Origin of the sequence: Ferrimonas balearica, from assembly GCF_019802055.1 — a bacterium.
GTDB lineage: Bacteria > Pseudomonadota > Gammaproteobacteria > Enterobacterales > Shewanellaceae > Ferrimonas > Ferrimonas balearica_A.
In genome coordinates, this window is sequence record NZ_JAHVHW010000004.1 from 320899 (window position 1) to 342836 (window position 21938).

Here is a 21938-nt window from a genome sequence, read left to right on the forward strand (position 1 = left end):
ATATGAACGAAGACCAACCCCCGTCGAGCCAGACCCACGCCAAAAAGGGCTGGCTGGACCGTCTCAGCCATTTCTTTGGTGGCGAGCCGCAGAACCGACAAGAGCTTGTTGATGTGATTCAGGACGCGGAAGAGCGTGCGCTGATCGATCAAGACACCAAAGAGATGATCAAAGGGGTACTGCAGGTCTCTGACCTTAAGGTTCGCGACCTGATGATCCCCCGCTCCCAGATGATCACCATCGAAAAGAATCAGTCTGTTGAGGCGTTTCTGCCCATCGTGATTGACTCTGCCCACAGCCGCTTCCCGGTCATCGATCGGGACAAGGATCATATCGAAGGGATCCTGCTGGCTAAGGACCTTCTCGCCTTTGGCTTCGGCAATGACGCCGACTTCAAACTGGAGCAGATCCTGCGCCCTGCGGTGGTGGTACCGGAAAGCAAGCGCGTTGACGTGCTGCTGAAGGAGTTCCGCTCCGACCGTTACCACATGGCCATCGTGGTGGACGAATATGGTGGCGTTTCCGGCCTCATCACCATTGAGGACGTACTGGAAGCCATCGTCGGTGACATCGAGGATGAGACCGATCTGGAAGAGGACAACGACGTTCATATCCGCCGGGTCAGCCGGCAGGTCTGGGCAGTGGCGGCGCTGACCCCCATTGAGGAGTTTAATGCGCACTTCAAGGCCACTTTCTCTGATCAGGAGTACGACACCGTCGGCGGCCTGGTCAGCCACGCGTTCGGCCATCTGCCGGAGCGGGGTGAGACCATCGAGTTGAGCGGTTTCGAATTCAAGGTGGTGAACGCCGACACCCGTCGTCTGGTGCAACTTCAGGTTCGCATCGGTGACAGTGAAAGCGACAGTGAGAACGGTACCGCCAACGAGGACGCTCCCGCTGCCTGATCCCACCATAAGGACTCCTAATGGCAAATCCCTGGATTGCCGCGTTTATCGCCCTGCTTAGCGGGGCGATAAGCCATCTGGCTTTCGCGCCTTACGACCTCTGGCCTCTGCTGCCACTCTCCCTCACCGCCCTGCTCTGGCTGAGCCAGGGGGCCACGGTGAAGCACGCTGCCCTGCTCGGGCTCTCCTACGGCTTCGGCCAGTTTGCCTTTGGTCTGCGCTGGGTGCATGTCAGCATCGACCAGTTTGGCGGCCTGCCGCTGATCGTTTCCCTGCTGTTGATGGCGCTGCTCTGCCTCTATCTGGCGCTGTACCCGGCGCTGGTGATGGGGCTGCTCAACCGCTATTTCAGTGGCACACCGCTCAGCCGGGTATTGGCGTTTCCGGCGCTATGGCTTCTGAGCGAGTGGGTTCGGGGCTGGATGCTGACCGGCTTCCCCTGGCTCTGGCTCGGCTACAGCCAGACCGATGGCCCGCTGACCCCGCTTGTCCCCTATATCGGCGTACTGGGCGTCGGCTTGTTGGTAAGCCTCAGTGCGGCAGCCCTGGTGCCGGTTCTGGCCCGTCGCTGGGCCTATCTTGGCTTTCCTCTGGCGGTGGCAATCCTGGCACTGGGCGCCAAACTGACGCCGCCCCAGGTCAGTGAGCATGGCACGCTGGACGTCGCCCTGGTGCAGGGCAACATCCAACAGAGCATGAAGTGGCGACCGGAGATGCTGTGGCCCACGCTGTTGAAATACCAGGACCTGAGCCGTCCCCATATGGACGCCGACCTGGTTATCTGGCCAGAAGCGGCAGTTCCGGCGCCGGAAGCGATGGTCAGCGAGTTCCTGCATCAGTTTGAGCGGGCGGTGGCGTTTCGGGAGACCGAGGTGATCACCGGCATCATCAGCATGGATGCCGATAAGCACTTTTATAACTCCCTGCTGGTGTTGGGACCGGAAGAGCATCAGGGTGAGTTCAGCCCCAATGACCCCAACCGCTACCACAAACATCAGCTTCTGCCGATTGGGGAGTTTGTGCCGATGGAGGACTGGTTGCGTCCTCTGGCACCCTTCTTCAATCTGCCGATGTCCTCCTTCAGCCGGGGCGGGTTTGTTCAGCCCAACCTGACTGCGGCCAACCGGCACCTGACGCCCGCAATCTGCTACGAGATCGCTTTCCCTGAGCTGGTTCGGGCCAATGTGCACGCCGATACCGATCTGCTGCTGACCGTCTCCAATGACGCCTGGTTTGGCAACTCCATCGGGCCTCATCAGCATATGGCCATCGCCCGGATGCGGGCGCTGGAGCTGGGCCGTCCCCTGCTGCGGGTGACCAACAATGGCATCACCGCCATCGTTGATCTGCATGGCCAGATCCTGGCGCAGCTGCCCCAGTTTGAAACCGGCGTATTGCGAGAAACCGTCGCTCTGGAACAGGCCGATACGCCGTTCCGACAGTATGGTCAGCGCCCGCTCTATCTTATCGCGCTGACTCTGCTGTTCCTGGCCTGGCGCTGGCGACAGCCGAGTCAATAAATCGCAAAAAGGCCGCCCAATGGGCGGCCTTTTTTCTGTGAAGCCGGGACCTCAGCCCAGGATACGACGCACTTCAGCGTCGATACGCTGCGGGCTTTCCCCATCCGGCACGCTGAAGCAGCGCAGCGCGTCACCGCCAAAGCGGCGATCCACCTCCAGCATCACATGGGTGATACCGTGCTGGGCCACGAAGGAGACCTCGACCTCTTTAAAGCGGACCGAACCAAAGCCAGCGGGGCGGAACTCCAGCTCCTGATAGCAACCCACACTGGACGCAAAATCGGGACCGCGCAGCTGGCCCTTCTCTACGTCAGCGCTGTAGAGCGAAAACCCACACTCAGCCACCGCCTCCAGTACCGTTACCATCTCCCGGGTCGGCCCAATGCGCAGTGCATCCCGGTCCCGGCCATCCAGGCCCTGAGCGATGTCGAGTCCGGTCTCCAGCCATACCTGGGTCTGGTTTCGGCGGCAGTTCAGCGCCGTCAACGGGGTTTCCAGCGGCAGTGTCAGTTCAAACTGGTCACTGAGTTGCTCCCCTTCGCCGATGATGAAGGTCTCATCCAGATGCCAGTGATGCAGTTGCAACGCCTGCTGGCTCTCACCATCCTGGTGCTCCACCTCGGCCATGGTCATCAGCCGCAGGTCCAACCCGTTGATGGTCTGAGCCACATCACCACCTGCAATCTGAATCTCAATCTTCAGCACGCCACCCGGTACCAGGTGCTCACTCAGGATCAGGGTGTCCACCTTGGCTGCCCCAATGCCGACAGAAGCCAATAACTTCTTAAACATCCAACTCTTCCTTCCCTTTAAAAACGGCCCCATCATGTCGCCATGATGAGGCCAGTATCATTGCTGCAATCCGGAGCTATGGCACAGATTCAGATCGCTTCCAGCGCTTCGGTCAGCTTGCTGACGGCAATCACTTCCATCCCCTCAATGTGCTGGCGGGGCGCATTCCCCTTGGGGACGATGGCACGACGGAAACCATGCTTGGCCGCTTCCGCCAGTCGCTCCTGACCGTTGGTGACGGGGCGGATCTCTCCGGACAAGCCCACCTCGCCAAACACCACCAGATCCCGGTTCAGAGTGTGGTCCCGGAAACTGGACACCATGGAGACCAGCAGCGCCAGATCAGCACCGGTTTCCGCCACCTTAACGCCGCCCACCACGTTGGCGAACACGTCCTGATCCGACATCATCATGCCGCCGTGGCGGTGCAGTACCGCCAGCAACATCGCCAGACGGTTTTGCTCCAGACCCACCGCCACCCGGCGGGGATTGGCCAGCTGACTGTGGTCCACCAGCGCCTGCAGTTCCACCAGCAGCGGTCGGGTGCCTTCCCACACCACCATCACCACCGAACCCGGAGCCTGCTCCTCCCCCCGTGAGAGGAAGATGGCGGAGGGGTTGGCAACCTCCTTCAGCCCGGAACCGGTCATGGCGAACACCCCCAGCTCATTGACCGCACCGAAACGGTTTTTGTGGCTGCGCAGGGTGCGGTAACGGCTGTCGCCATTGCCATCCAGAAGGATGGAGCAATCGATGCAGTGTTCCAGCACCTTGGGGCCCGCCAGGGTGCCGTCTTTGGTCACATGGCCAACCATAAAGATCGCCACGTTGTTCTGCTTGGCAAAGCGGGTCAGGTAGGCGGCACTCTCCCGCACCTGGGCCACCGAGCCCGGCGCAGACTGCACATCCGCCATATGCATTACCTGAATGGAGTCGATCACCATGATGGCGGGCTTCTCCCGCTCCGCCACCAGGCAGATCTGCTCCACCGAGGTTTCCGACAGCATCTTCAGCTTGTCCGTGGGCAGTGACAGGCGGTTGGCACGCATCGCCACCTGCTGCAGAGATTCCTCACCGGTCACATAGAGGGCGCCCATTTGCTGGGAGAGCTGACACATCACCTGCAGCAAAAGGGTGGACTTACCGGCACCGGGGTTACCACCAATCAAAATGGCCGCACCGGGCACCACACCGCCACCCAGCACCCGATCAAGCTCGGAGTAGCCGCTGCCAAACCGCGGCACTTCAGAGAGATCAATTTCCGACAGGGTCTGCACCTGACTGGATCCCGCGCCAGCATAGCCGCTGTAGCGCTCGGTTCGGGCCGCCTTGGCGGTTCCGAGGCGCACCTCAGTCAGGGTGTTCCAGGCACCGCAGGCATTACATTGCCCCTGCCATCGGGGGTGGTCAGAGCCACAGTCATTACAGACATAGGCGGATTTTGCTTTTGCCATAGCAATTTCAATATTCTGGACGATGGCGGCCATTATCACCGATGGTCGTTCAGGGTTACAATGCGCGGTGAATAATGGGACAAGACCGAAGACCGATGGACAAGCACCAGGCACTGATTGAGCAACTCAAGCCCCTTCTGCAAGAGGCTGATTTTGACCAGATGTTTCAGCGACTCTGCCAGGATCTGCCCAGCTCTGAGCGGTTTCTGGTGAAGATGGAGATGCAGCGACTGAATCAAACCAGTCGCCAGGTGCTCGACCTTCGGGATCGCGTCAGCGGCTGCCGGGAGCATGAACTTGGTGGCATCACGCACTTCCTGACCGACGCCGCAGCCAGCCGCCTGGAAGAGTTGATGCGGCTTTACGGCAACCGGTTGACGGTGGGTGCGATTGAAACCCTGCTCAACGACATCAAACCCACACGGCATCAGCCCGACACCCCAAAAGCACCAGCCTCATCGGTGCTGCCCGTCGGACATACCGTGCCTCAACTGCTCGGACATTACATCACACGGGGGGAAACCCGTCGCACCTTCACGACCGCGATCCGTGTGCATCAGGGTGGCCAGGCCGGTACCGAGGGGCTGACGTTGGATATCTCCGTCGGTGGTTGCCAGGTTCGTCTGCCCGAGGGGTACCGCCTGGACCCCAAACTGCCTCTGATGGTGGCCTTTACCGCTCTAGGGCAGGAGTTTCTCGCTCCTGCCATTACCGAGGGTTTACCCTACCAGATCCTTAAGATTCAGCGTCGCAAGGGCTACCAGTACGTCCGACTCAAGCGACAGGACTCGGCTGACGGGACGGAGCAGGAGCTAAGCCGGGTGATACAAGCGTGTAGTCTGCGGACCACGCCGGAGATCAATCACCTGATCGCCACCACCCGCAGCCACGGCTATGAACGCCACTACCTGCCCAAGCTCACGGCTCTGCCACTGTTTTTCAAAATGACGGACCAACAGCTGGCGCCGATGTTCACCCTGGTCAGTGAAGAGAACCAGGACCGTCTTGGCTATTGGCAGGATGAACGTGGCGTGGGTCAGTTAAGTGCCTCACTGGGCACTCTGAGGCTCTCCCGCCTGCTGCAGGAGCCGGACAACCCGGCCCATCGGTTGCTGTTCAGCTTTAAGCACATCCAGCAGGAGCAGGTACTGTTTTTCAGCGCCACCCTGCATGAGCTTGAGCAGAGTGAACTCCTTGATCCCTTCCTCGCGGTGGCGTCGCAACGGAGCAGCTTCCGGGTGCATCGAATGAGCGCCCACTCACTCTCCTCCGAAGACAGAGAGCTGGCGCTGCGCTGCCCCCTTTCAGGACGGCCTGCGGACCCGCTGGTGCAGCAGCAGTTGAAGGAGGTCTGCCTGGCACTGACGCTGGAGGATATCACCTCTGTTGACGCGGTAGAGCGATACCGCCAGCGCCCGGCTGGAGAGGATGCCAATGCGCTGCGACGCTTTGGGATGGCTCGCCTGAGTAAAGACCCGGTTCGTGTTCTTCCCCTTCAGCACAAGGAGTTGCGTCGGGAGGCGCGGTTTGGCCTTCGCACCCAGGCTCTGGTGACCACGGGCCGCAAAACCTTTGCCGCCATGACACTGGATGTCTCACCCCGGGGGATCAAACTGCAGTTGGCCCAGCCTCTGACCATCGCGCTGGAACGTGACACCAAACTCGAACTGGAACTGCCCAAGCTTCAACCCCTGGCGGGAAAACTGAAGCTGAAGGGGATGCCCTACCGGTTGGTGCGGGCACAAAAAGATGGCCGCACACTGCACATCAAAGCGGAGGGCAGTACCGGGCATACCGGCGTGGTGTTCCTCTCCCATCTGCTGAGCCAGAACCGCGCCAAGCTGTCGGAGGTTGGCAGTGCCCGTCAGCACCGGCAGATCACAGACGCGCTCAATAGCCTGATGCTGAAACGGCTGCACTGTCTGCCCGTTTTTGCTCACAAACGTCACGGCCGGCAGGCCTGGGATATGGTGGGTCAGGCGATCGCTGGCAATGCCCTGCTCAGCCGCCTGGCGCCACAATTGCCGGAAAATCTGGATTGGCTCTGGGAGCAGGGTGGCCTGAATGCCCTGCTGAGTGAACTCAAGCGTCCGGATGCGGACCCCAGCCCGTTGTGGGAGTGTCTGGTGAAGTTACCGGCGGAGGGGAACGCGGGCGAAGTGCTGCGACTGACAACGGGGCTGGATGCGGATGATGTGCGCTACTTTATCGAGCCCGCCTTGGAGCAGGGGCGGTTTATTGCCCTTAGAGCCCGGGTATTTGCTGCCAATCGTCCCGATCTGGATTACCTGCAGCAGGATCTCGCCGCCATCAGTACTCACGCCCTGCACCGTGCCCGGGAGTTGGAAGACATGCTTTGGCAGGTTCAGGGCTGTGGCCAGTTGATCGACATCACCGATGAGATCCTCTGCCGCTTTCAGCTGAATTAAGGGCGCAGCAGACCCAATACCGCCTCAAGGCCCAGTCGTTGGATCGACGCATCCGCCTGGGCTGCCACCTTGGGCTTGGCGTGTACGCCAACCCCCAACGCCGCCCGCCCCAGCATCGGCAGATCGTTGGCGCCATCTCCCATCGCAACCCACTGGTCGGGTGCTATGCCCCAGGCTTCGCCCAGCTCAGCCAGAATGGCCGCTTTGCGGGCACCGTCCACGATGGGACCGTCCACCTCTCCGCAGAAACGCTCCCCCTCCAGCGCCAGGGCATTGGCCTCAAACACATCGATGCCCGCGGCCTCGGCAACCGCTGCGGCCACCTCGTTAAAGCCACCGGAGGCCAGCCCCAATCGCCAGTTATGTCGCTTCAGCGTCTGACACAGGGTCAGCAACCCCGGCATCAGTGGAGGCTCAGCGGCGATGTTGGTCAGCACCGAGCGGGGGATCCCTTTCAGCATCGCCACACGGCGGCGCAGTGATTCGGCAAAATCCAGTCCGCCAGCCATCGCCTCCGCCGTGACTGAGGCCACCTCTTGGTACACCCCGCCCTGTCGGGCGATTTCGTCGATGCACTCGATGGTAATGGCGGTAGAGTCCATGTCCATCACCAGCAAACCGGGCTGACGGAGTGAAGGCAGGTTGGCGGGCAGCCACTGCAGTTCACACTCCCCCTCCAGGTTGGGTAAGCCTGGCCGGGCTTCTCCCTGCCAACCCACGCGCTCAAGCCCTCCGGGCAGGGGCTCGGCGACCACCACCGCTAACGGGCCACAGTGGTTCAACACCGCATCAGCGTGTGATTGGGTTAGGTTGCGTCCAATCAGCATCAAGGTGGGCAAGCCCGGTTGCCAGGGAAGCAGGTCGGTCGCCAGTTGCGGCAACAGCGGAGTATCTGGAGCAAGACCGGGCATGATAAATCCTTGTATCTCTTCTGTTCTTGGTCGCTACCCATTATAAAGAGAGATATTGAGATGGAAATGGATCGGTTCAGGAATGCTGTGGCGCAATCGAATGCGGGTTTGGCGGTTTTTTCAGGTTGGTATCGCACTGATCCTGATCGTAGCTATCCTGCAGATCTGGGTAAGCAGTGAGCGCCAGACCCACAATCTCCTGGCCCGTCAGACCGATCAACTGGCGGACAGCCTGGTTCGTCAGGCGGCTCACGCCGCGGCAACCGCGCTCAAGGTGGATGAACCGGAGCAACTGAGCTGGCTGGTCGAGTCCCTGGTCGCGGATCCCCGGGTGATCTCAGCCACGGTGTTCAGCCATGAAGGGCAGCGTCTGGCGTTCAGCCAATCCCTGTTCCCGGAGGCGCAACTGCCGGATGAGGAGACGCTGCAATCCGCTCTCAATCGCTTCGCTCCGCTGACGGCCACGGTCCGCCAGGAGGATGAGGTACTGGGCTATCTTCGGATCCGCATCAATCGCTCCCTGTTTTTCCGGGACAACCGGACACTTCATCAGGAGCATCACAACCAACAGCAATTGATGCTGTTGTTGGCGGGTCTGGTGGGGGTACTGCTGGCCCGGGCACTCTCCTTTAAGCGCGCCAGTTACGCTTACCAGCAAGCGCAACGAAAGAGCCGGGTAAAGGCACGTCGACAGGCCCAAAAAGCGCGTCAAGAGCGTGACTCCGCCAAAGAAACAACGCACCCATCCTAATGATTTAGAAAGATTTTTTCTGCTCGAATTCTCTTCTCGTCACAGTTTTGGGCCGGTCCGCTGATACACTGACAGCGTTTTTCAAACCGCTTCTTTGGACCCCCTGTGAAACACCGAATTCTCTCTATCAAGCAGCTGCTAATCGCGCTGTTTCTGGGGCTGCTGATCCTGTTCAGCGCCTCTTTGGCCCTGGTTTACCACTTCAGCAACCAGGTTCAGCGCCAGATCCATCATCTGGAACAGCTCTATCACACCAGCACCCTCGCCTCTGAGTTGCTGAATACCGTTTCCGGACTGCGCCGGGAGCAGTTGGGCTTCAGCTTGCGCCAGGTGCAACATCTGCCCACCAGCGACGCCTCCCGCAACTGGCTTAACGAGCAGGTTGTTCTGATCAATGAGCAGACCACCCGGCTCAGTGAGATTGCCTCAGCGGATGCTCTGGCACTGCTGAACCCCATGGCCCCGGCTCTGGCCAACTTCGCTCAACTGCATCGGGACTTTATCTCCAACCCCAACGCCGTCGACGCCGCCGCCATGCTCAGCGCCATGGCCTCGTGGGAGATCTACAACCGGGTTGAACAGGGCGTCATTCAGCTTATCGAGCTGGAGAACCAGAAAGTGGCCGAGGCCAAGGTGGCCGCTGGCCTGGCCATGGCACAGCAGGAGCGGGTCGTGATCGCGGTGTCGGTGCTGATGATACTGGGCCTGGTATTGAGCGCCCTGTTCCTGCTGCGCCGTATCCTACGCCCCCTCAACGCCACGGCAGAGGCCCTCTCCGCCATCGCCAACGGTGACCTGACGGTGTCCATCGAGCAACACCGTTTCAATAGCCGTGAGTTTGCGCAGGTGGCTCAGGTGCTGGTGGCCATGCGTGACCAACTCAACGATATGATTGGCCAAATCAGCGCTGCTTCCGTACAGCTGGCCGCAGCGGTGGAAGAGGTCAGCTACATTGCCAACGATTCCGCTACCGGCATGAAGAATCAGCACCGGGAAGTGGATCAGGTGGCCACCGCAATGACCGAGATGCAAAGCTCCATCGGTGAAATCGCCCGAAGCACTGCACAAACCGCCGAGCAGGCCCGCCTCAGCGTTCAGGCGGCGGACGAAGGCAGCCGAATTGTCGACGCCACGGTGGCGGCGATCCACCAGTCGGAGTCGGAGATCCAGGCCGCCAACGAGGTGATCCAGCAACTGCAGCAGGACACCGCGAACATCTCTCTGATCGTCGAAGTGATCGCCAACATCACCGAGCAAACCAACCTGCTGGCGCTCAATGCCGCCATCGAAGCGGCCCGGGCGGGGGATCAGGGCCGGGGCTTTGCGGTGGTGGCTGACGAAGTCCGCACCCTGGCCCACCGCACTCAGGATTCCGCTCAGGAGATCAAGAGCACCATCGACCAGTTGCAACAGCGGGCTCAGGCCGCCGGAGTGGTGATGCAGGCCAGCCGTGACAAGATGCTGACCAGTGTCGAGCAGGCACAGCAAGCCAGCAGTGCCATCCGGGAGATCACCAGCGCCATCAGCCAGATCAATGATATGGCGATACAGGTGGCCAGCGCGACCGACCAGCAAACCGCTGTCACCGAAGAGCTCAGTCACAACATCACCAACATCAACGATGCGGCGATACAGGTCAGCAAGGGGACAGCGCAGGTGTCCCAGTCCAGCGGCGAGCTGAGCCAGTTGGCGGTCAACCTGTCGACACTGATCCAACGCTTCCGTACCGTTTAAAGGCACAAAAAAAGGGACGCTCAAGCGTCCCCTTTTCTTTTCTCTTCTCTGCTGGGATTACAGCAGGGAGTCCAACGTCATGGTGATCATGTCGTTGAAGGTGGTCTGACGCTCTTCCGCGGTAGTGGCTTCACCGGTGCGGATGTGGTCGGATACGGTCACAACACACAGCGCGTTGGCGCCGTACTCGTGAGCAACGCCGTACAGGCCGGCCGCTTCCATCTCGACACCCAGAACACCCATCTTCTCCATCACGTCAAACATCTCCGGGTCCGGAGTGTAGAACAGGTCAGCGGAGAACACGTTACCGATGCGAACCGGGATCTGAGCTTTCTCAGCCGCGTCCACAACATTACGCAGCAGGCCGAAATCGGCGATGGCGGCAAAGTCGTTGTCCTTGAAGCGGATGCGGTTCACCTTGGAGTCGGTGCAGGCGCCCATGGCCACGATCACATCGCGAACCTTCACGTCAGTGGAGATAGCGCCACAGCTGCCTACGCGGATCAGGTTCTTCACACCGTACTCGGTGATCAGCTCCTTGGCGTAGATGGAGCAGGACGGGATGCCCATGCCGGAACCCATTACGGACACTTTCTTGCCCTTGTAGGTGCCGGTAAAGCCCAGCATGTTACGAACGTCAGTAACCTGCTCTACATTCTCCAGGAAGGTTTCTGCGATGTACTTGGCACGCAGAGGATCGCCCGGGAACAGAACGGTTTCAGCGAATGCACCAGCGGGTGCGTTAATGTGCGGCGTTGCCATGAAATGACCCCATTATTCCGTTGTTATAGAAAGGATTTGCCATAATCCATGGGTTCCAGCCCGAAGTGGCTGGCCAGGGACTGGCCAATATCGGCAAAAGTCTCTCGCTTGCCGAGGGAACCGGGTTTGATTCCGGGTCCGAAAACGATCACCGGCACGTGCTCACGGGTGTGATCGGTCCCTGTCCAGGTCGGATCACAGCCATGGTCGGCGGTAATAAACACCACGTCGCCCGGCTGCAGTCGGGACATCAGTTCCGGCAGTCGGGTGTCAAAATACTCCAGCGCAGCGGCGTAACCGGTGATGTCCCGGCGGTGGCCATAGGAGGAGTCGAAATCGACAAAGTTGGTGAAGATGAGGCTGCGGTCTTCCGCATCGTCTACGGCGGCCAGGGTTTCATCCCACAGTGCCTCAAGACCCGTGCCTTTGCGCTTCTGAGTGATGCCACAGTGCGCGTAGATGTCGGAGATCTTGCCCACGGAGATCACTTCGCCGCCAGCGGCTTTGAGCTTATCCAGAACGGTCGGTGACGGCGGCTCTACCGCGTAGTCGCGACGGTTGCCGGTGCGAGCGAACTCCATGGCGCCGTTGCCCACAAACGGACGGGCAATCACACGACCGATGTTGTAGGGCTCCAACTCCTCGCGGGCGATCTGGCACAGCTCATAGAGGCGCTCCAGACCAAAGGTTTCCTCGTGACAGGCGATCTGGAACACGCTGTCGGCAGAGGTGTAGAAGATCGGCGCGCCAGTGCGCATGTGCTCTTCGCCCAAGCGCTCCAGAATGGTGGTGCCGGAAGCGTGGCAGTTGCCCAGGAAGCTGTCGAGGCCGGCACGGGCCAGAATCTTGTCGGTCAGTTCCTTCGGGAAGCTGTTCTCCTTATCCAGGAAGTAGCCCCACTCGAACAGAACCGGCACACCCGCCATCTCCCAGTGACCACTGGGCGTGTCCTTACCGGAAGAGAGCTCTGCCGCGTAACCGTAGGCGCCGGTCACTTCCGCTTCCAGGTTAAAACCTGCAGGCACGGAACCGGTGCTGTCAAAGGCCAACCGAGCCAGACCCAACTGGGTCAGGTGCGGCAGGTGCAGCGGACCGGAACGGCCCACTTCTGCGCCACCTTCGGCGCACACCTGAGCGATGTGGCCAAAGGTATCGGCCCCCTCATCGCCAAACTTGGCGGCGTCGGCGGTGGCGCCTACGCCAAATGAATCCATCATAAGCACAATGGCTCGAGTCATGATTCCTCCTGTCAGCGGTTCTCGTTACGAACCAGCCGATACACTTCCGGATCTGCCGCAGGGGCCTTGTCACCGAGGGTGATGGCCTCGCGCAGGGCCTGAGCCCCGGCCTCCCACTGCGCGTCATCATTGGCGTGCAGTACTGCCAGCGGGGTGTGGCTATCCACCTCCTGGCGAAGGGCGCAGAGATTGTCAAAGCCGACCTTATGGTCGATGAGATCGCTGGCCACTTTACGGCCCCCGCCCAGGTTCACCACGGCCATACCAATGGCGCGGGTGTCCATCGCGGTAACGATCCCTTTATGCTCAGGATAAACCGGACGCACTACCTTTGCCTTGGGCAGGTAGCGATCGGGGCTATCCATAAAATCGGCAGGGCCACCCAGCCCGGCCACCATCTTGCCGAAATGCTCGGCAGCGGCGCCGCTGGACAGGGTGTGCTCCAGCATCTGCCAGGCGTGCTCCGGATCCCGGGCCAGTTTGCCCAGCACCAGCAGTTCCGCCCCCAGAGAGAGCGTTACCCGGTGCAAACGGGAATTGCGGTGGGCGCCTGTCAGGAAATTCACCGCCTCGCGCACTTCTACCGCATTACCGGCGCTGGAGGCCAGCACCTGGTTCATGTCGGTAAGCAGAGCGGAGGTGGGCACACCGGCGCCATTAGCCACTTCCACAATGCACTGAGCCAACTGCTCAGACGCCTCGTAGGTGGGCATAAACGCCCCGCTGCCCACTTTCACATCCATCACCAGCGCATCCAGGCCAGCGGCCAGCTTCTTGGAGAGAATAGAGGCGGTGATCAGGGAGATGGAGTCAACGGTCGCGGTGATGTCGCGGGTGGCGTAGAAACGCTTGTCGGCGGGGGCCAGTTCCCCGGTCTGACCGATGATGGCCACACCAGCGGATTTTACCACCTCACCGAAGCGTTTGTTGTCCGGCATGATGTCGTAGCCGGGGATCGATTCCAGCTTATCCAGGGTGCCACCGGTGTGGCCCAGGCCCCGGCCGGAAATCATCGGAACATACGCACCGCAGGCGGCAATCATGGGCCCCAACATCAGGGACACCACATCCCCTACCCCACCGGTGGAATGCTTATCGAGAATGGGGCCATCCAGATTGAGGTGGTCCCAGGAGAGAACGGTACCGGAATCGCGCATGCCGGTAGTCAGGGCGACCCGCTCCGCCATGGTCATGTCATTGAAGAACACTGCCATCGCAAACGCGGCGATCTGCCCTTCACTGACACTGTTATCGGCGATCCCATTAACGAAAAATCGGATCTCTTCAGCGCTCAGCTCGTGGCCGTCGCGCTTCTTACGAATGATCTCTTGCGGTAGAAACATCCTTTGCTCCCCACGTCAGAGTGGGGCCGCGAGGCGGCCCCGGTAGGATCAGTAAGCGTTGCTGTCCGCAGGACCTTCACCGTGGCCCAGGGTCTGAAGCAGACTGGCCAACAGGCTGGAGGCGCCAAAACGGAAGGTGCGGGGAGATACCCAGTCCGGGCCCAGGATGGACTCGGCCAGAGCCAGGTATTCAGCAGCCTGTTCCGCGTTGCGAACGCCACCCGCCGGCTTGAAGCCCACGGAGGTGTCTTTCGCGTTGATCACTTCCATCATGATGCGGGCGGATTCCAGGGTAGCGTTAACCGGCACCTTGCCCGTGGAGGTTTTGATGAAGTCCGCACCCGCGTCGATGCTGATCTCAGAGGCACGACGGATCAGCGCTTCCTCTTTCAGTTCACCGGTTTCGATGATCACCTTCAGCAGCACCTGGTCACCGCAAGCGGCTTTACAGGCCTTAACCAGGTCGAAACCCACGGTCTCGTTGCCAGCCATCAGAGCGCGATAGGGGAACACCACATCCACTTCATCCGCACCGTAAGCGACTGCGGCTTTGGTTTCAGCTACAGCGATATCGATGTCGTCATTACCGTGGGGGAAGTTGGTCACGGTGGCGATCTGAATTTCAGGGGCACCGATGGCGTTCAGCGTCTTACGAGCAATGGGGATAAAACGGGGGTAGATGCAGATTGCGGCAGTGTTGCCAGCCGGGGACTTAGCGTCATGACAAAGCTTGATCACCTTCTCGTCGGTGTCGTCGTCATTCAAAGTGGTCAAGTCCATTAGGGACAGGGCGCGCAGGGCAGCAGCGGTCAAATCGCTCATGGAAAACTCCCAGTTCCGGTTGATTGTACGCAGTATAGATAACTTCCCTCGCCCAGCAGGGACAGTGTGAGGTCGTTTTGTGATACCGGCCCGGAATGGGGGTACGACGAACCAGCACTCGTCACAGCAAAGGCGACGCGGACTTGGTTCCTTGAAGACTTAAGCGGAGCCCGGAAGGGGGAACACCAACTTTCGCGAAAAATCCTTTTTCCCGCAAAATACACGGCGATGATAACAAAAAGGGTCTGCCGTTGGCAGACCCTTTTTTCACCTGAGAAGCAACTTAGAAGTTGTACTTCAGGGTGTAGATCAGAGCGTCGCCGTAGTTGGCATCGCCCAGCTTCTGATCGTAGTAGCGGTACTGGATACCGGTGGTAACTTTGCTGTTCGGCAGGTGCCACCACAGGGCAACCGCACCGTTCTGGCCGTAGCTGTCCAGCTCGCGGCCGTCAGCGCCGTTACGGAACTGGTCTTTACGACCGAATTCAGTTTCGTGCCAGTTGGAGATGGAGAACTTCTGACCACCCATCTCGAAGTCGTAGCCCAGTACCCAGCCAGCCATGTAGCCGTTGAAGCCGTTGCCCGCGAAGGTTTGGTTTTCGATGTGAGCACCGATGAAGGGCTTGAACCAGAAACCGAAGTCAGTGAAGTAGTCGTAGCTGGTACCGATTACCAGGTTGGTGTCGGAGAAGCCAGTGTCTTCGAAGTGGTAAACGTGGCTGTACAGGTTCCAGTTGGAGGAGCCCAGGTTTACAGCGATGGAGCCTTTGGTGGCCAGACGGAAGCCACGGGCACCTGCATCTTCGTCACCCAGAGCGTGCGGGTTTTCGATGTCGAAGAAGCCGTATACGTCACCCCAGGAGAAGCCAGCGCCGCCTTCAACTTCGATGTAGTAGAAATCTTTCTTACCACCGAAGGAAGCGCGGTCTTCCGCTTTATCGGTCCAATCCAGGTAGTTTACGGAAGCAGTAGCAAAACCGTAGTACTGCTCGGCGGAAGCCGGAGCGGAGATGGCCAGAGCGGCAGCGCCCGCAACAGCCAGAGAAGTGAACTTGTTCATCATTAACCCCTGTGTTTTACAGATCGTTTTTTTGTCTAGGACCCACTATCCATGCAGGCACGCGCATTGTATCCACTTGTCGCTTTTGCGCAACATGCGCAGGCGAAAGCAAGGAGCAAACGCTCAATCGGTGTGCGATTGATCACACTTTCGCAACGCCATAGTAGACGCTTTTATCTGAATCGTCTTCACCCCCTGCCATGAGCCAACAAAAAGGCGACCCCAAGGGTCGCCTTTTGTGAACCTGCCCAACAATTAGAGGGAGAGGAACAAACCGGCCAGGGTCGCACTCATCAGGTTGGAGAGTGAACCTGCCACCACGGCACGCAGACCCAGACGAGCCAGATCATGGCGACGGTTCGGCGCCATGGCACCCAGACCGCCCAGCAGAATCGCGATGGAGGAGAGGTTGGCAAAACCACACAGCGCAAACGCGATGATCGCCTGAGTGCGGTCGGTCATTACCGCGCCGTTGATCAGCAGGTCACCGGTGAGGTACGGGGCAAAGTTCACGTAAGCCACGAACTCGTTTACCACGATCTTCTGACCGATAAAGGAACCCGCTACGGTAGCTTCTTCCCACGGCACACCCATCAGGAATGCCAGCGGCGCGAAGACGTAACCCAGGATCAGTTCGAGAGTCAGGTTGGACTGGGCCGCACCCAGTACCGCCTGCACAGCACCGGCTTGGTTGCCATCCAGAGTCAGGCCGTTCAGAGCGTTGATCAGCACGTCACGGTCAACACCGGCAATCCAGCTACCGATCTCGGCAACAGGCTGCTCAGCCTGGGCAGCCAGGCCATTGGCAAATTCGGCAAAGGCCGGGGTAGAACCCGCAACCTGTTGCAGGGCCATAAAGGTTTGGGTCACGGCAGCGTCACCCCAGCCCAGCAGACCACCGGCCCAGCCGATCAGACCGTTGACCAGCGCGATCAAGCCGATGAAAGCCAGCAGCATCGCACCCACGTTCAGGGCCAGCTGCATACCGGAAGAGGCACCCGCAGCAGCGGCATCCAGTACGTTGGCAGGCTTGTCCTCAGGCTCACCGATGTCTTCCATGTGCTGCTTCGGCTCTTCAGTCTCAGGATGCATCATCTTGGCCATCAGCAGACCACCCGGTGCCGCCATAAAGGACGCGGCAATCAGGTACTCCAGCGGCACACCCAGACCGGCGTATCCGGCCAGTACGGAACCGGCAACGGACGCCAGACCACCCACCATGATGGCGAACAGTTCAGACTGAGTCATGGTCGGGATAAAGGGACGAACCACCAGCGGCGCTTCAGTCTGGCCCACGAAGATGTTAGCGGTAGCAGACATGGACTCCGGCTGACTGGTGCCCAGCGCTTTCTGCAGAGCACCACCGATGATACGGATGATCCACTGCATCACGCCCAGGTAGTAGAGCACCGCAATCAGAGAGGAGAAGAAGACGATAACCGGCAGAACATTAATGGCGAAGATGAACCCCACCTTGAACTTGGCCAAGTCACCAAACAGGAAACTGATGCCGTCGTTGGCGTAGCCAATAACGCTGGATACCGCCCCAGAGATACCACCCAGGATATCTTTACCGACTGGAACGTAAAGAACGAAAGCCCCCAAGCTGGCCTGAATGGCAAAAGCGCCACCCACGGTACGCCAGTTGATGGCTTTGCGGTTGTTGGACAGCCCGAAGGCAATCAGCAGCAGGGTTAGGATCCCCACCAGACTCATCACGATATTCATTAACCTGTAAACCTCGTGTTCTGGACTTTTATTACATTATTGTAATTTGAAGAAAATTCGGCGCCGATTATAAGGGCAAAGGGGAAAGAAATCCCCACCATTCCTGCAAAAAAGGGATCTTTGTAACGGATAGTGATGAAATTTAACAAAAATAACTTTGCCAAGGTTCACAACGGCCATCCGTAAATCGGGGAGATAGGGATAACCATAGCAGCCGCATGTGGATTTAAGTTAATAGGAGGTTAATTTCAAGGGAGGAAAAAAAGCCGTTCTGCATTAAGGGTTAGCTGGTGCCCAAGAGCCGGGGCGTCGCATTGACGAAGTTCTGCCAATACCGTCAGTACCGAAGCGACACGGGCTGGCTCGTTACGCTGCCCCTGATAGCCGTTGAGCGGCATATCGGGACTGTCGGTTTCCAGCAACAGCGCCTCTACCGGAACCTGAGCGAGTGCCTGCCGGGTTTTGTTGGCTCTTGGGTAGGTGATCACGCCCCCAACCCCCAGATGAAAACCTCGACGCCAATATTGCTGGGCCTGAACCAGGCTGCCACTGAATCCATGCACCACGCCTCCCGCCAGCAGGGGGTGCCTGGCCAACAGAGTCAGCATCTCGTTATGGGCTTTGCGCACATGAAGGATCACCGGCAGTTGATGCTGACGCGCCAGTGCCAGCTGAGCCTCGCAGAGGCGGAGTTGCTCCGGCATCGGAGCTGCGCCGGATACCGCATCAAGACCACACTCCCCTACGGCGACCAGCTCCGGTTGACTCGCCAGCCGTTCTGCCAGCGCCTCGATGTCTTCCGCCTGATGGGTAAAACAGGGGTGTAATCCCAGTGCTGTACCGATACGAACTCCCTGCCTCTGCCCAGCCAGCGCGGTTACAGCATCCCAGTTATGGCGGTCCACCGCTGGCACGATGAGGGCACCGACGCCCCCCTTCTTCGCTCGCGTCAGTACCGCGTCGCGATCTTCGTCAAAGGCGGGGAGGTCGAGATGGCAGTGGCTGTCAATCAGCACGCTCGCCCCGCTTTATCGCCTCTTGCGCCCGCTCAGACAGGGGCACACAACAGCGTTTGTTTTCCGGGGTGAATCCCAGGCTGTCCAGAAACGCGCAGTACTTTTGCCACCAGTGACGTAACCACTTCATCAGCAACTCCTTGGATCTATCAGCTGGCCTCACTGTATCAGGAAGTGCACAACCGGTGTACTCAACAACCGTGGCAAAGCGGGTTGCGGGAGGCAGCCTGAACCGAGATGATAGAGGGCCCTGTGTATCCCGATTCCAGACCATGAGCAGCGCCCAGTCCACTTTGAAGCTTCAGCATTTTATCCCTTACCGTCTGGCGGATCTGGCGCACCGGCTCAGTCAGGAGCTGTCCGCCATCTACGCCGAAGCGCCCTTTGCCATTACCATTCCGGAGTGGCGGATCCTGGCGCAACTGGCAGAGCACGCGCCGCTGACCAGCAAGGGACTGGCGGAGCGCACTGGAATGGACAAAACCAAGATATCCCGGGCGGTGCAGCGACTGGGAGAGCGGGGTCTGCTGGTCCGGGAACGAGACAGTCAGGACCAGAGGCAGGCCCACCTACATCTGACCGAAGCGGGTGTGGCCCTGTATGAGCAACTGGTGCCTCATGCACTGGATTGGGAGCAGCAGCGGTTAGGGGCACTGGATAAGCAGGAGCGAGCCCAACTGCTGGCCCTGCTGGACAAACTGGAAGCGAACTGAAGGATCAAAAAAGCCCCGCAATGCGGGGCTTTTTTCTGTCTTCGTCTTATCGTGCCGGCAGTACGGTGCTGCGCACCTCGCCAAATCCGATACGGGGCGCACCCGGCTTCTCGCACACCGCTTTCATGATGATGGTGTCCCCATCCTCAAGGAAGGTGCGGGTTTCGCCACCCGCCAGAGTAATGGGGGTCTTGCCACCGCGACTCAGCTCCAGCAGTGAGCCCGCCTCTTCATGATTGGGCCCGGACTGGGTGCCGGAGCCGAAGAGATCACCAGCCTGGAGATTGCAGCCGTTCACCGTATGGTGAGTCACCATCTGAGCGATGGTCCAGTAAGAGTCTCGGAAGTTGGAACGAGACAGGCGTACCGGCTCCGCCATGGCCGGAGTCTGGATCAGGCACTCCAGCTGCATATCCACCGCTCCGCCAGCACTGTTGGCTTCCGCTGTCAGGTAGGGCAAGGGTTGTGGGTCACTCTCCGGGCGGGTAAATGCGGCACGGTAGGGGGCCAACGCTTCCAGAGTCACGATCCAGGGGGAGAGGGTGGACGCAAAGCTCTTGGAGAGGAACGGCCCCAGCGGCTGGTATTCCCAGGCCTGAATATCACGGGCAGACCAGTCGTTCAGCAGACACAGGCCAAACACATGCTGCTCCGCCTGCTCAATGCTGATCGGCTCGCCCAGCGCATTGCCCTGACCGATAACGATACCCACCTCCAGCTCATAATCGAGGCGCTTGCAGGGGCCAAAGCTGGGCTCTGTAGCATCCGGGGCCTTGAGTTGGCCCTTGGGACGATGAAACGCCTGACCCGACACGCCGATGGAAGACGCCCGGCCGTGGTAGCCGATGGGCACCCACTTATAGTTGGGCAGCAACGGGTTGTCCGGGCGGAACAGGGAGCCAACGGCCGTTGCATGATGAATGGAGGTGTAGAAATCGGTGTAATCACCGATGTTCATCGCCAGGTCATACTCCAGTTCTGCCAGCGGGATCAGGCAAGCTTCCAAAGCCCCCTGCTCCACCGAGTTGGAACGCAGAGCACGGGACAACGCCAGGCGCAGTGACGACCAGGCCGCAGCGCCCTTCGCCATAAACCCATTGAGCTTTGGTTGCGCCGCCAGCGCCACCAGTTCGGCAATCTCACCGCCAAACACCTGGGCATCACGGACGGCGGCCAGATCCAGGGCAACGTCGCCGATCGCGACGGCACCGCGGAACGACTCGTCACTGCCACGACGACGCACACTGGCAAAAGGCAGATTCTGAATGGGGAAATCGCAACCCGGGCGATTGGCGCTGTCGACCCAACTGGTCAGGGCCAGATCGTGGGTTTCGTTCAATGTATGCATGGTGGTTCCCTTACTGTTGAGCGTCTTAGCGCTCTCCATTGAAATGCTTAGTCAGTCCGTTCCAGCACTGCTGATAATCCCGTTGCCGCAGCTCGGTGTCCAGAGCAAAACGGGTGGGCTCGATGACATAACGGGACTCAAGCATAAAAGCCATGGTGTCCTGGTAGCGCTGGGGCTGAAGCTGTGCGCTGCTTGCCTTATCGAACACTTCCGCTTCCGGGCCGTGAGGCGTCATGGCGTTGTGCAGACTCATGCCGCCGGGCACAAAGCCGGTCTCCTTGGCATCATAGACCCCCTCAATCAGCCCCATAAACTCGCTCATGATGTTGCGGTGATACCAGGGCGGTCGGAAGGTGTGCTCTGCCACCATCCAGCGTGGCGGGAAGATCACAAAGTCCGCATTGGCCCAACCTTCAGTGTCACTGGGGCTGGTCAGTACCGTAAAGATGGACGGGTCGGGGTGGTCGAAGCTCACCGTGTTCATCACGTTGAAGCGGGAGAGGTCGTACTTATAGGGCGCGCTGTTGCCGGTCCAGGCCACCACATCCAGCGGTGAGTGGCTGACGGGCGCAGCAAACAAGCCGCCACAGAATTTGGCCAGTAACTCAAACTCCCCCTCCCGGTCTTCGAACCAGGCGACGGGGTACTGAAAGTCCCGGTCATTGGCGTAACCGTTGGCGCCCACCGGGCCGCGTTCCGGCAGGATAAACGGGGCGCCGTAGTTCTCGCACAGGTAACCGCGGATCGGCCCATCCAGCGGACGGATTCGGAACTTGATGCCTCTGGGGATCACCAGGATCTCCCCGGGGCCGACCTCAAGAATGCCCAGCTCGGTTTCCGCCCGCAGTGCACCCAGTTGGGGGATAAAGAGCAGTTCGCCGTCGGCGTTGTAGAACACCCGATTGCCCATATCCGCATTGGCACGATAGACGTGGATCCCCATGCCATGCTGCGCTTTGGCGTCTCCATTAACCGCGACCGTCACCAGGCCATCGATGAAGTCGGTTGGGCTCTCCGGCAAAGGCAGCGGATCCCAGCGCATCGGGTTTGGCGGTGTCGGCACGTTTTGCGGGGCGGTCTTCCACATCTCGTGGTGCCGGGGCGCAAACTCCCCCATCGCCACGGAGGGGCGTAACCGGTACATCCAGGTTCGGCGATTGGCGGCGCGGGGTGCCGTAAACGCGGTGGAGGTCAGCTGCTCCGCATACAGGTTGTAGGGGCATCGCTGGGGACTGAACTGCCCCACCGGCAGAGCACCGGTCAGGGCTTCGGTTTCGTGCTCATTGCCAAAACCGTGGAGGTAGTGCAACTCGGCCATCGCCATCATCCTTGAAACTAGTTTCAGATGAAACCAATTTAGAGAGAGTCGGAGAATAGCTCAAGGGCCGGAGAAGCAGATAACGATCGGAAAA

Annotated in this window: 19 protein-coding genes; 6 read left to right on the plus strand and 13 right to left on the minus strand. The window is 59.7% G+C overall.

All coding sequences use genetic code 11. The annotated features are described in order from the left end of the window. Positions 1 to 2: 2 nt before the first annotated feature. Complete coding sequence (gene corC, locus KUV52_RS02380) at positions 3 to 905, plus strand: CNNM family magnesium/cobalt transport protein CorC (RefSeq protein ID WP_222524328.1); 903 nt, start codon at positions 3 to 5, stop codon at positions 903 to 905. Positions 906 to 925: 20 nt separating this feature from the next. Beyond that, positions 926 to 2425 carry an apolipoprotein N-acyltransferase gene (lnt, locus tag KUV52_RS02385; RefSeq protein WP_222524329.1) on the plus strand — a complete coding sequence of 500 codons (1500 nt, stop codon included), beginning with the start codon at positions 926 to 928 and terminating at the stop codon, positions 2423 to 2425. A gap of 51 nt (positions 2426 to 2476) precedes the next feature. On the opposite strand, the gene KUV52_RS02390 is transcribed toward lnt, so the two are convergent. Next, positions 2477 to 3217, minus strand: coding sequence for a sporulation protein (locus KUV52_RS02390; RefSeq protein WP_222524330.1), 741 nt, complete (start codon positions 3215 to 3217; stop codon positions 2477 to 2479). Between the two features lie 89 nt (positions 3218 to 3306). Then, the gene (gene radA / locus KUV52_RS02395) at positions 3307 to 4671 is read right to left on the minus strand and encodes a DNA repair protein RadA (protein ID WP_222524331.1); all 1365 of its coding nucleotides are present in this window, start codon (positions 4669 to 4671) and stop codon (positions 3307 to 3309) included. Positions 4672 to 4766: 95 nt separating this feature from the next. On the opposite strand from radA, the gene KUV52_RS02400 reads away from it, so the two are divergent. Then, complete coding sequence (locus KUV52_RS02400; RefSeq protein ID WP_222524332.1) at positions 4767 to 7100, plus strand: PilZ domain-containing protein; 2334 nt, start codon at positions 4767 to 4769, stop codon at positions 7098 to 7100. On the opposite strand, the gene serB is transcribed toward KUV52_RS02400, so the two are convergent. After that, the gene (gene serB / locus KUV52_RS02405; protein WP_222524333.1) at positions 7097 to 8011 is read right to left on the minus strand and encodes a phosphoserine phosphatase SerB; all 915 of its coding nucleotides are present in this window, start codon (positions 8009 to 8011) and stop codon (positions 7097 to 7099) included. The genes KUV52_RS02400 and serB overlap by 4 nt on opposite strands. 82 nt (positions 8012 to 8093) lie before the next feature. Here serB and KUV52_RS02410 point away from each other — a divergent pair, with 82 nt between their 5' ends. After that, a complete protein-coding gene (locus tag KUV52_RS02410) occupies positions 8094 to 8762 on the plus strand; it encodes an AhpA/YtjB family protein (RefSeq protein WP_222524334.1) in 669 nt (222 codons plus the stop codon). A 105-nt stretch (positions 8763 to 8867) separates the two neighbouring features. Continuing rightward, a complete protein-coding gene (locus KUV52_RS02415; protein WP_222524335.1) occupies positions 8868 to 10496 on the plus strand; it encodes a methyl-accepting chemotaxis protein in 1629 nt (542 codons plus the stop codon). 57 nt (positions 10497 to 10553) lie between these two features. Here KUV52_RS02415 and deoD read toward each other — a convergent pair whose 3' ends face one another. The 8 genes from deoD to KUV52_RS02455 form a co-directional block, all read right to left on the minus strand. Beyond that, positions 10554 to 11258, minus strand: a complete 705-nt coding sequence (deoD, locus tag KUV52_RS02420) for a purine-nucleoside phosphorylase (protein ID WP_222524336.1) — start codon at positions 11256 to 11258, stop codon at positions 10554 to 10556. A gap of 23 nt (positions 11259 to 11281) precedes the next feature. Next, on the minus strand, positions 11282 to 12496 hold the full coding sequence (locus KUV52_RS02425; protein ID WP_222524337.1) for a phosphopentomutase: 1215 nt from the start codon (positions 12494 to 12496) through the stop codon (positions 11282 to 11284). A gap of 11 nt (positions 12497 to 12507) precedes the next feature. After that, the gene (gene deoA, locus KUV52_RS02430) at positions 12508 to 13839 is read right to left on the minus strand and encodes a thymidine phosphorylase (protein WP_222524338.1); all 1332 of its coding nucleotides are present in this window, start codon (positions 13837 to 13839) and stop codon (positions 12508 to 12510) included. Between the two features lie 48 nt (positions 13840 to 13887). After that, positions 13888 to 14661: a deoxyribose-phosphate aldolase gene (deoC, locus tag KUV52_RS02435; RefSeq protein ID WP_222524339.1), complete on the minus strand. Its 774-nt coding sequence runs from the start codon at positions 14659 to 14661 to the stop codon at positions 13888 to 13890. Positions 14662 to 14944: 283 nt separating this feature from the next. Next, entirely contained in the window at positions 14945 to 15721 is a 777-nt protein-coding gene (locus KUV52_RS02440) for an outer membrane protein OmpK (protein WP_261389828.1), read from the minus strand. 255 nt (positions 15722 to 15976) lie between these two features. Beyond that, a complete protein-coding gene (locus tag KUV52_RS02445) occupies positions 15977 to 17449 on the minus strand; it encodes a NupC/NupG family nucleoside CNT transporter (protein ID WP_222524341.1) in 1473 nt (490 codons plus the stop codon). A gap of 248 nt (positions 17450 to 17697) precedes the next feature. Further along, a complete protein-coding gene (locus KUV52_RS02450; protein ID WP_222524342.1) occupies positions 17698 to 18465 on the minus strand; it encodes a TatD family hydrolase in 768 nt (255 codons plus the stop codon). Then, positions 18455 to 18595: a hypothetical protein gene (locus KUV52_RS02455; RefSeq protein ID WP_222524343.1), complete on the minus strand. Its 141-nt coding sequence runs from the start codon at positions 18593 to 18595 to the stop codon at positions 18455 to 18457. Before KUV52_RS02455 ends, KUV52_RS02450 begins: the two co-directional genes overlap by 11 nt. A 142-nt stretch (positions 18596 to 18737) precedes the next feature. Between KUV52_RS02455 and KUV52_RS02460 the strand changes: the two genes are divergently transcribed. After that, the gene (locus KUV52_RS02460) at positions 18738 to 19178 is read left to right on the plus strand and encodes a MarR family winged helix-turn-helix transcriptional regulator (RefSeq protein WP_222524344.1); all 441 of its coding nucleotides are present in this window, start codon (positions 18738 to 18740) and stop codon (positions 19176 to 19178) included. A 46-nt stretch (positions 19179 to 19224) separates the two neighbouring features. Here KUV52_RS02460 and fahA read toward each other — a convergent pair whose 3' ends face one another. Together fahA and hmgA are read right to left on the minus strand one after the other, a co-directional pair. Next, positions 19225 to 20526 carry a fumarylacetoacetase gene (gene fahA, locus KUV52_RS02465; RefSeq protein WP_222524345.1) on the minus strand — a complete coding sequence of 434 codons (1302 nt, stop codon included), beginning with the start codon at positions 20524 to 20526 and terminating at the stop codon, positions 19225 to 19227. Positions 20527 to 20551: 25 nt separating this feature from the next. Further along, on the minus strand, positions 20552 to 21844 hold the full coding sequence (gene hmgA / locus KUV52_RS02470; RefSeq protein WP_222524346.1) for a homogentisate 1,2-dioxygenase: 1293 nt from the start codon (positions 21842 to 21844) through the stop codon (positions 20552 to 20554). Positions 21845 to 21938: the final 94 nt, after the last annotated feature.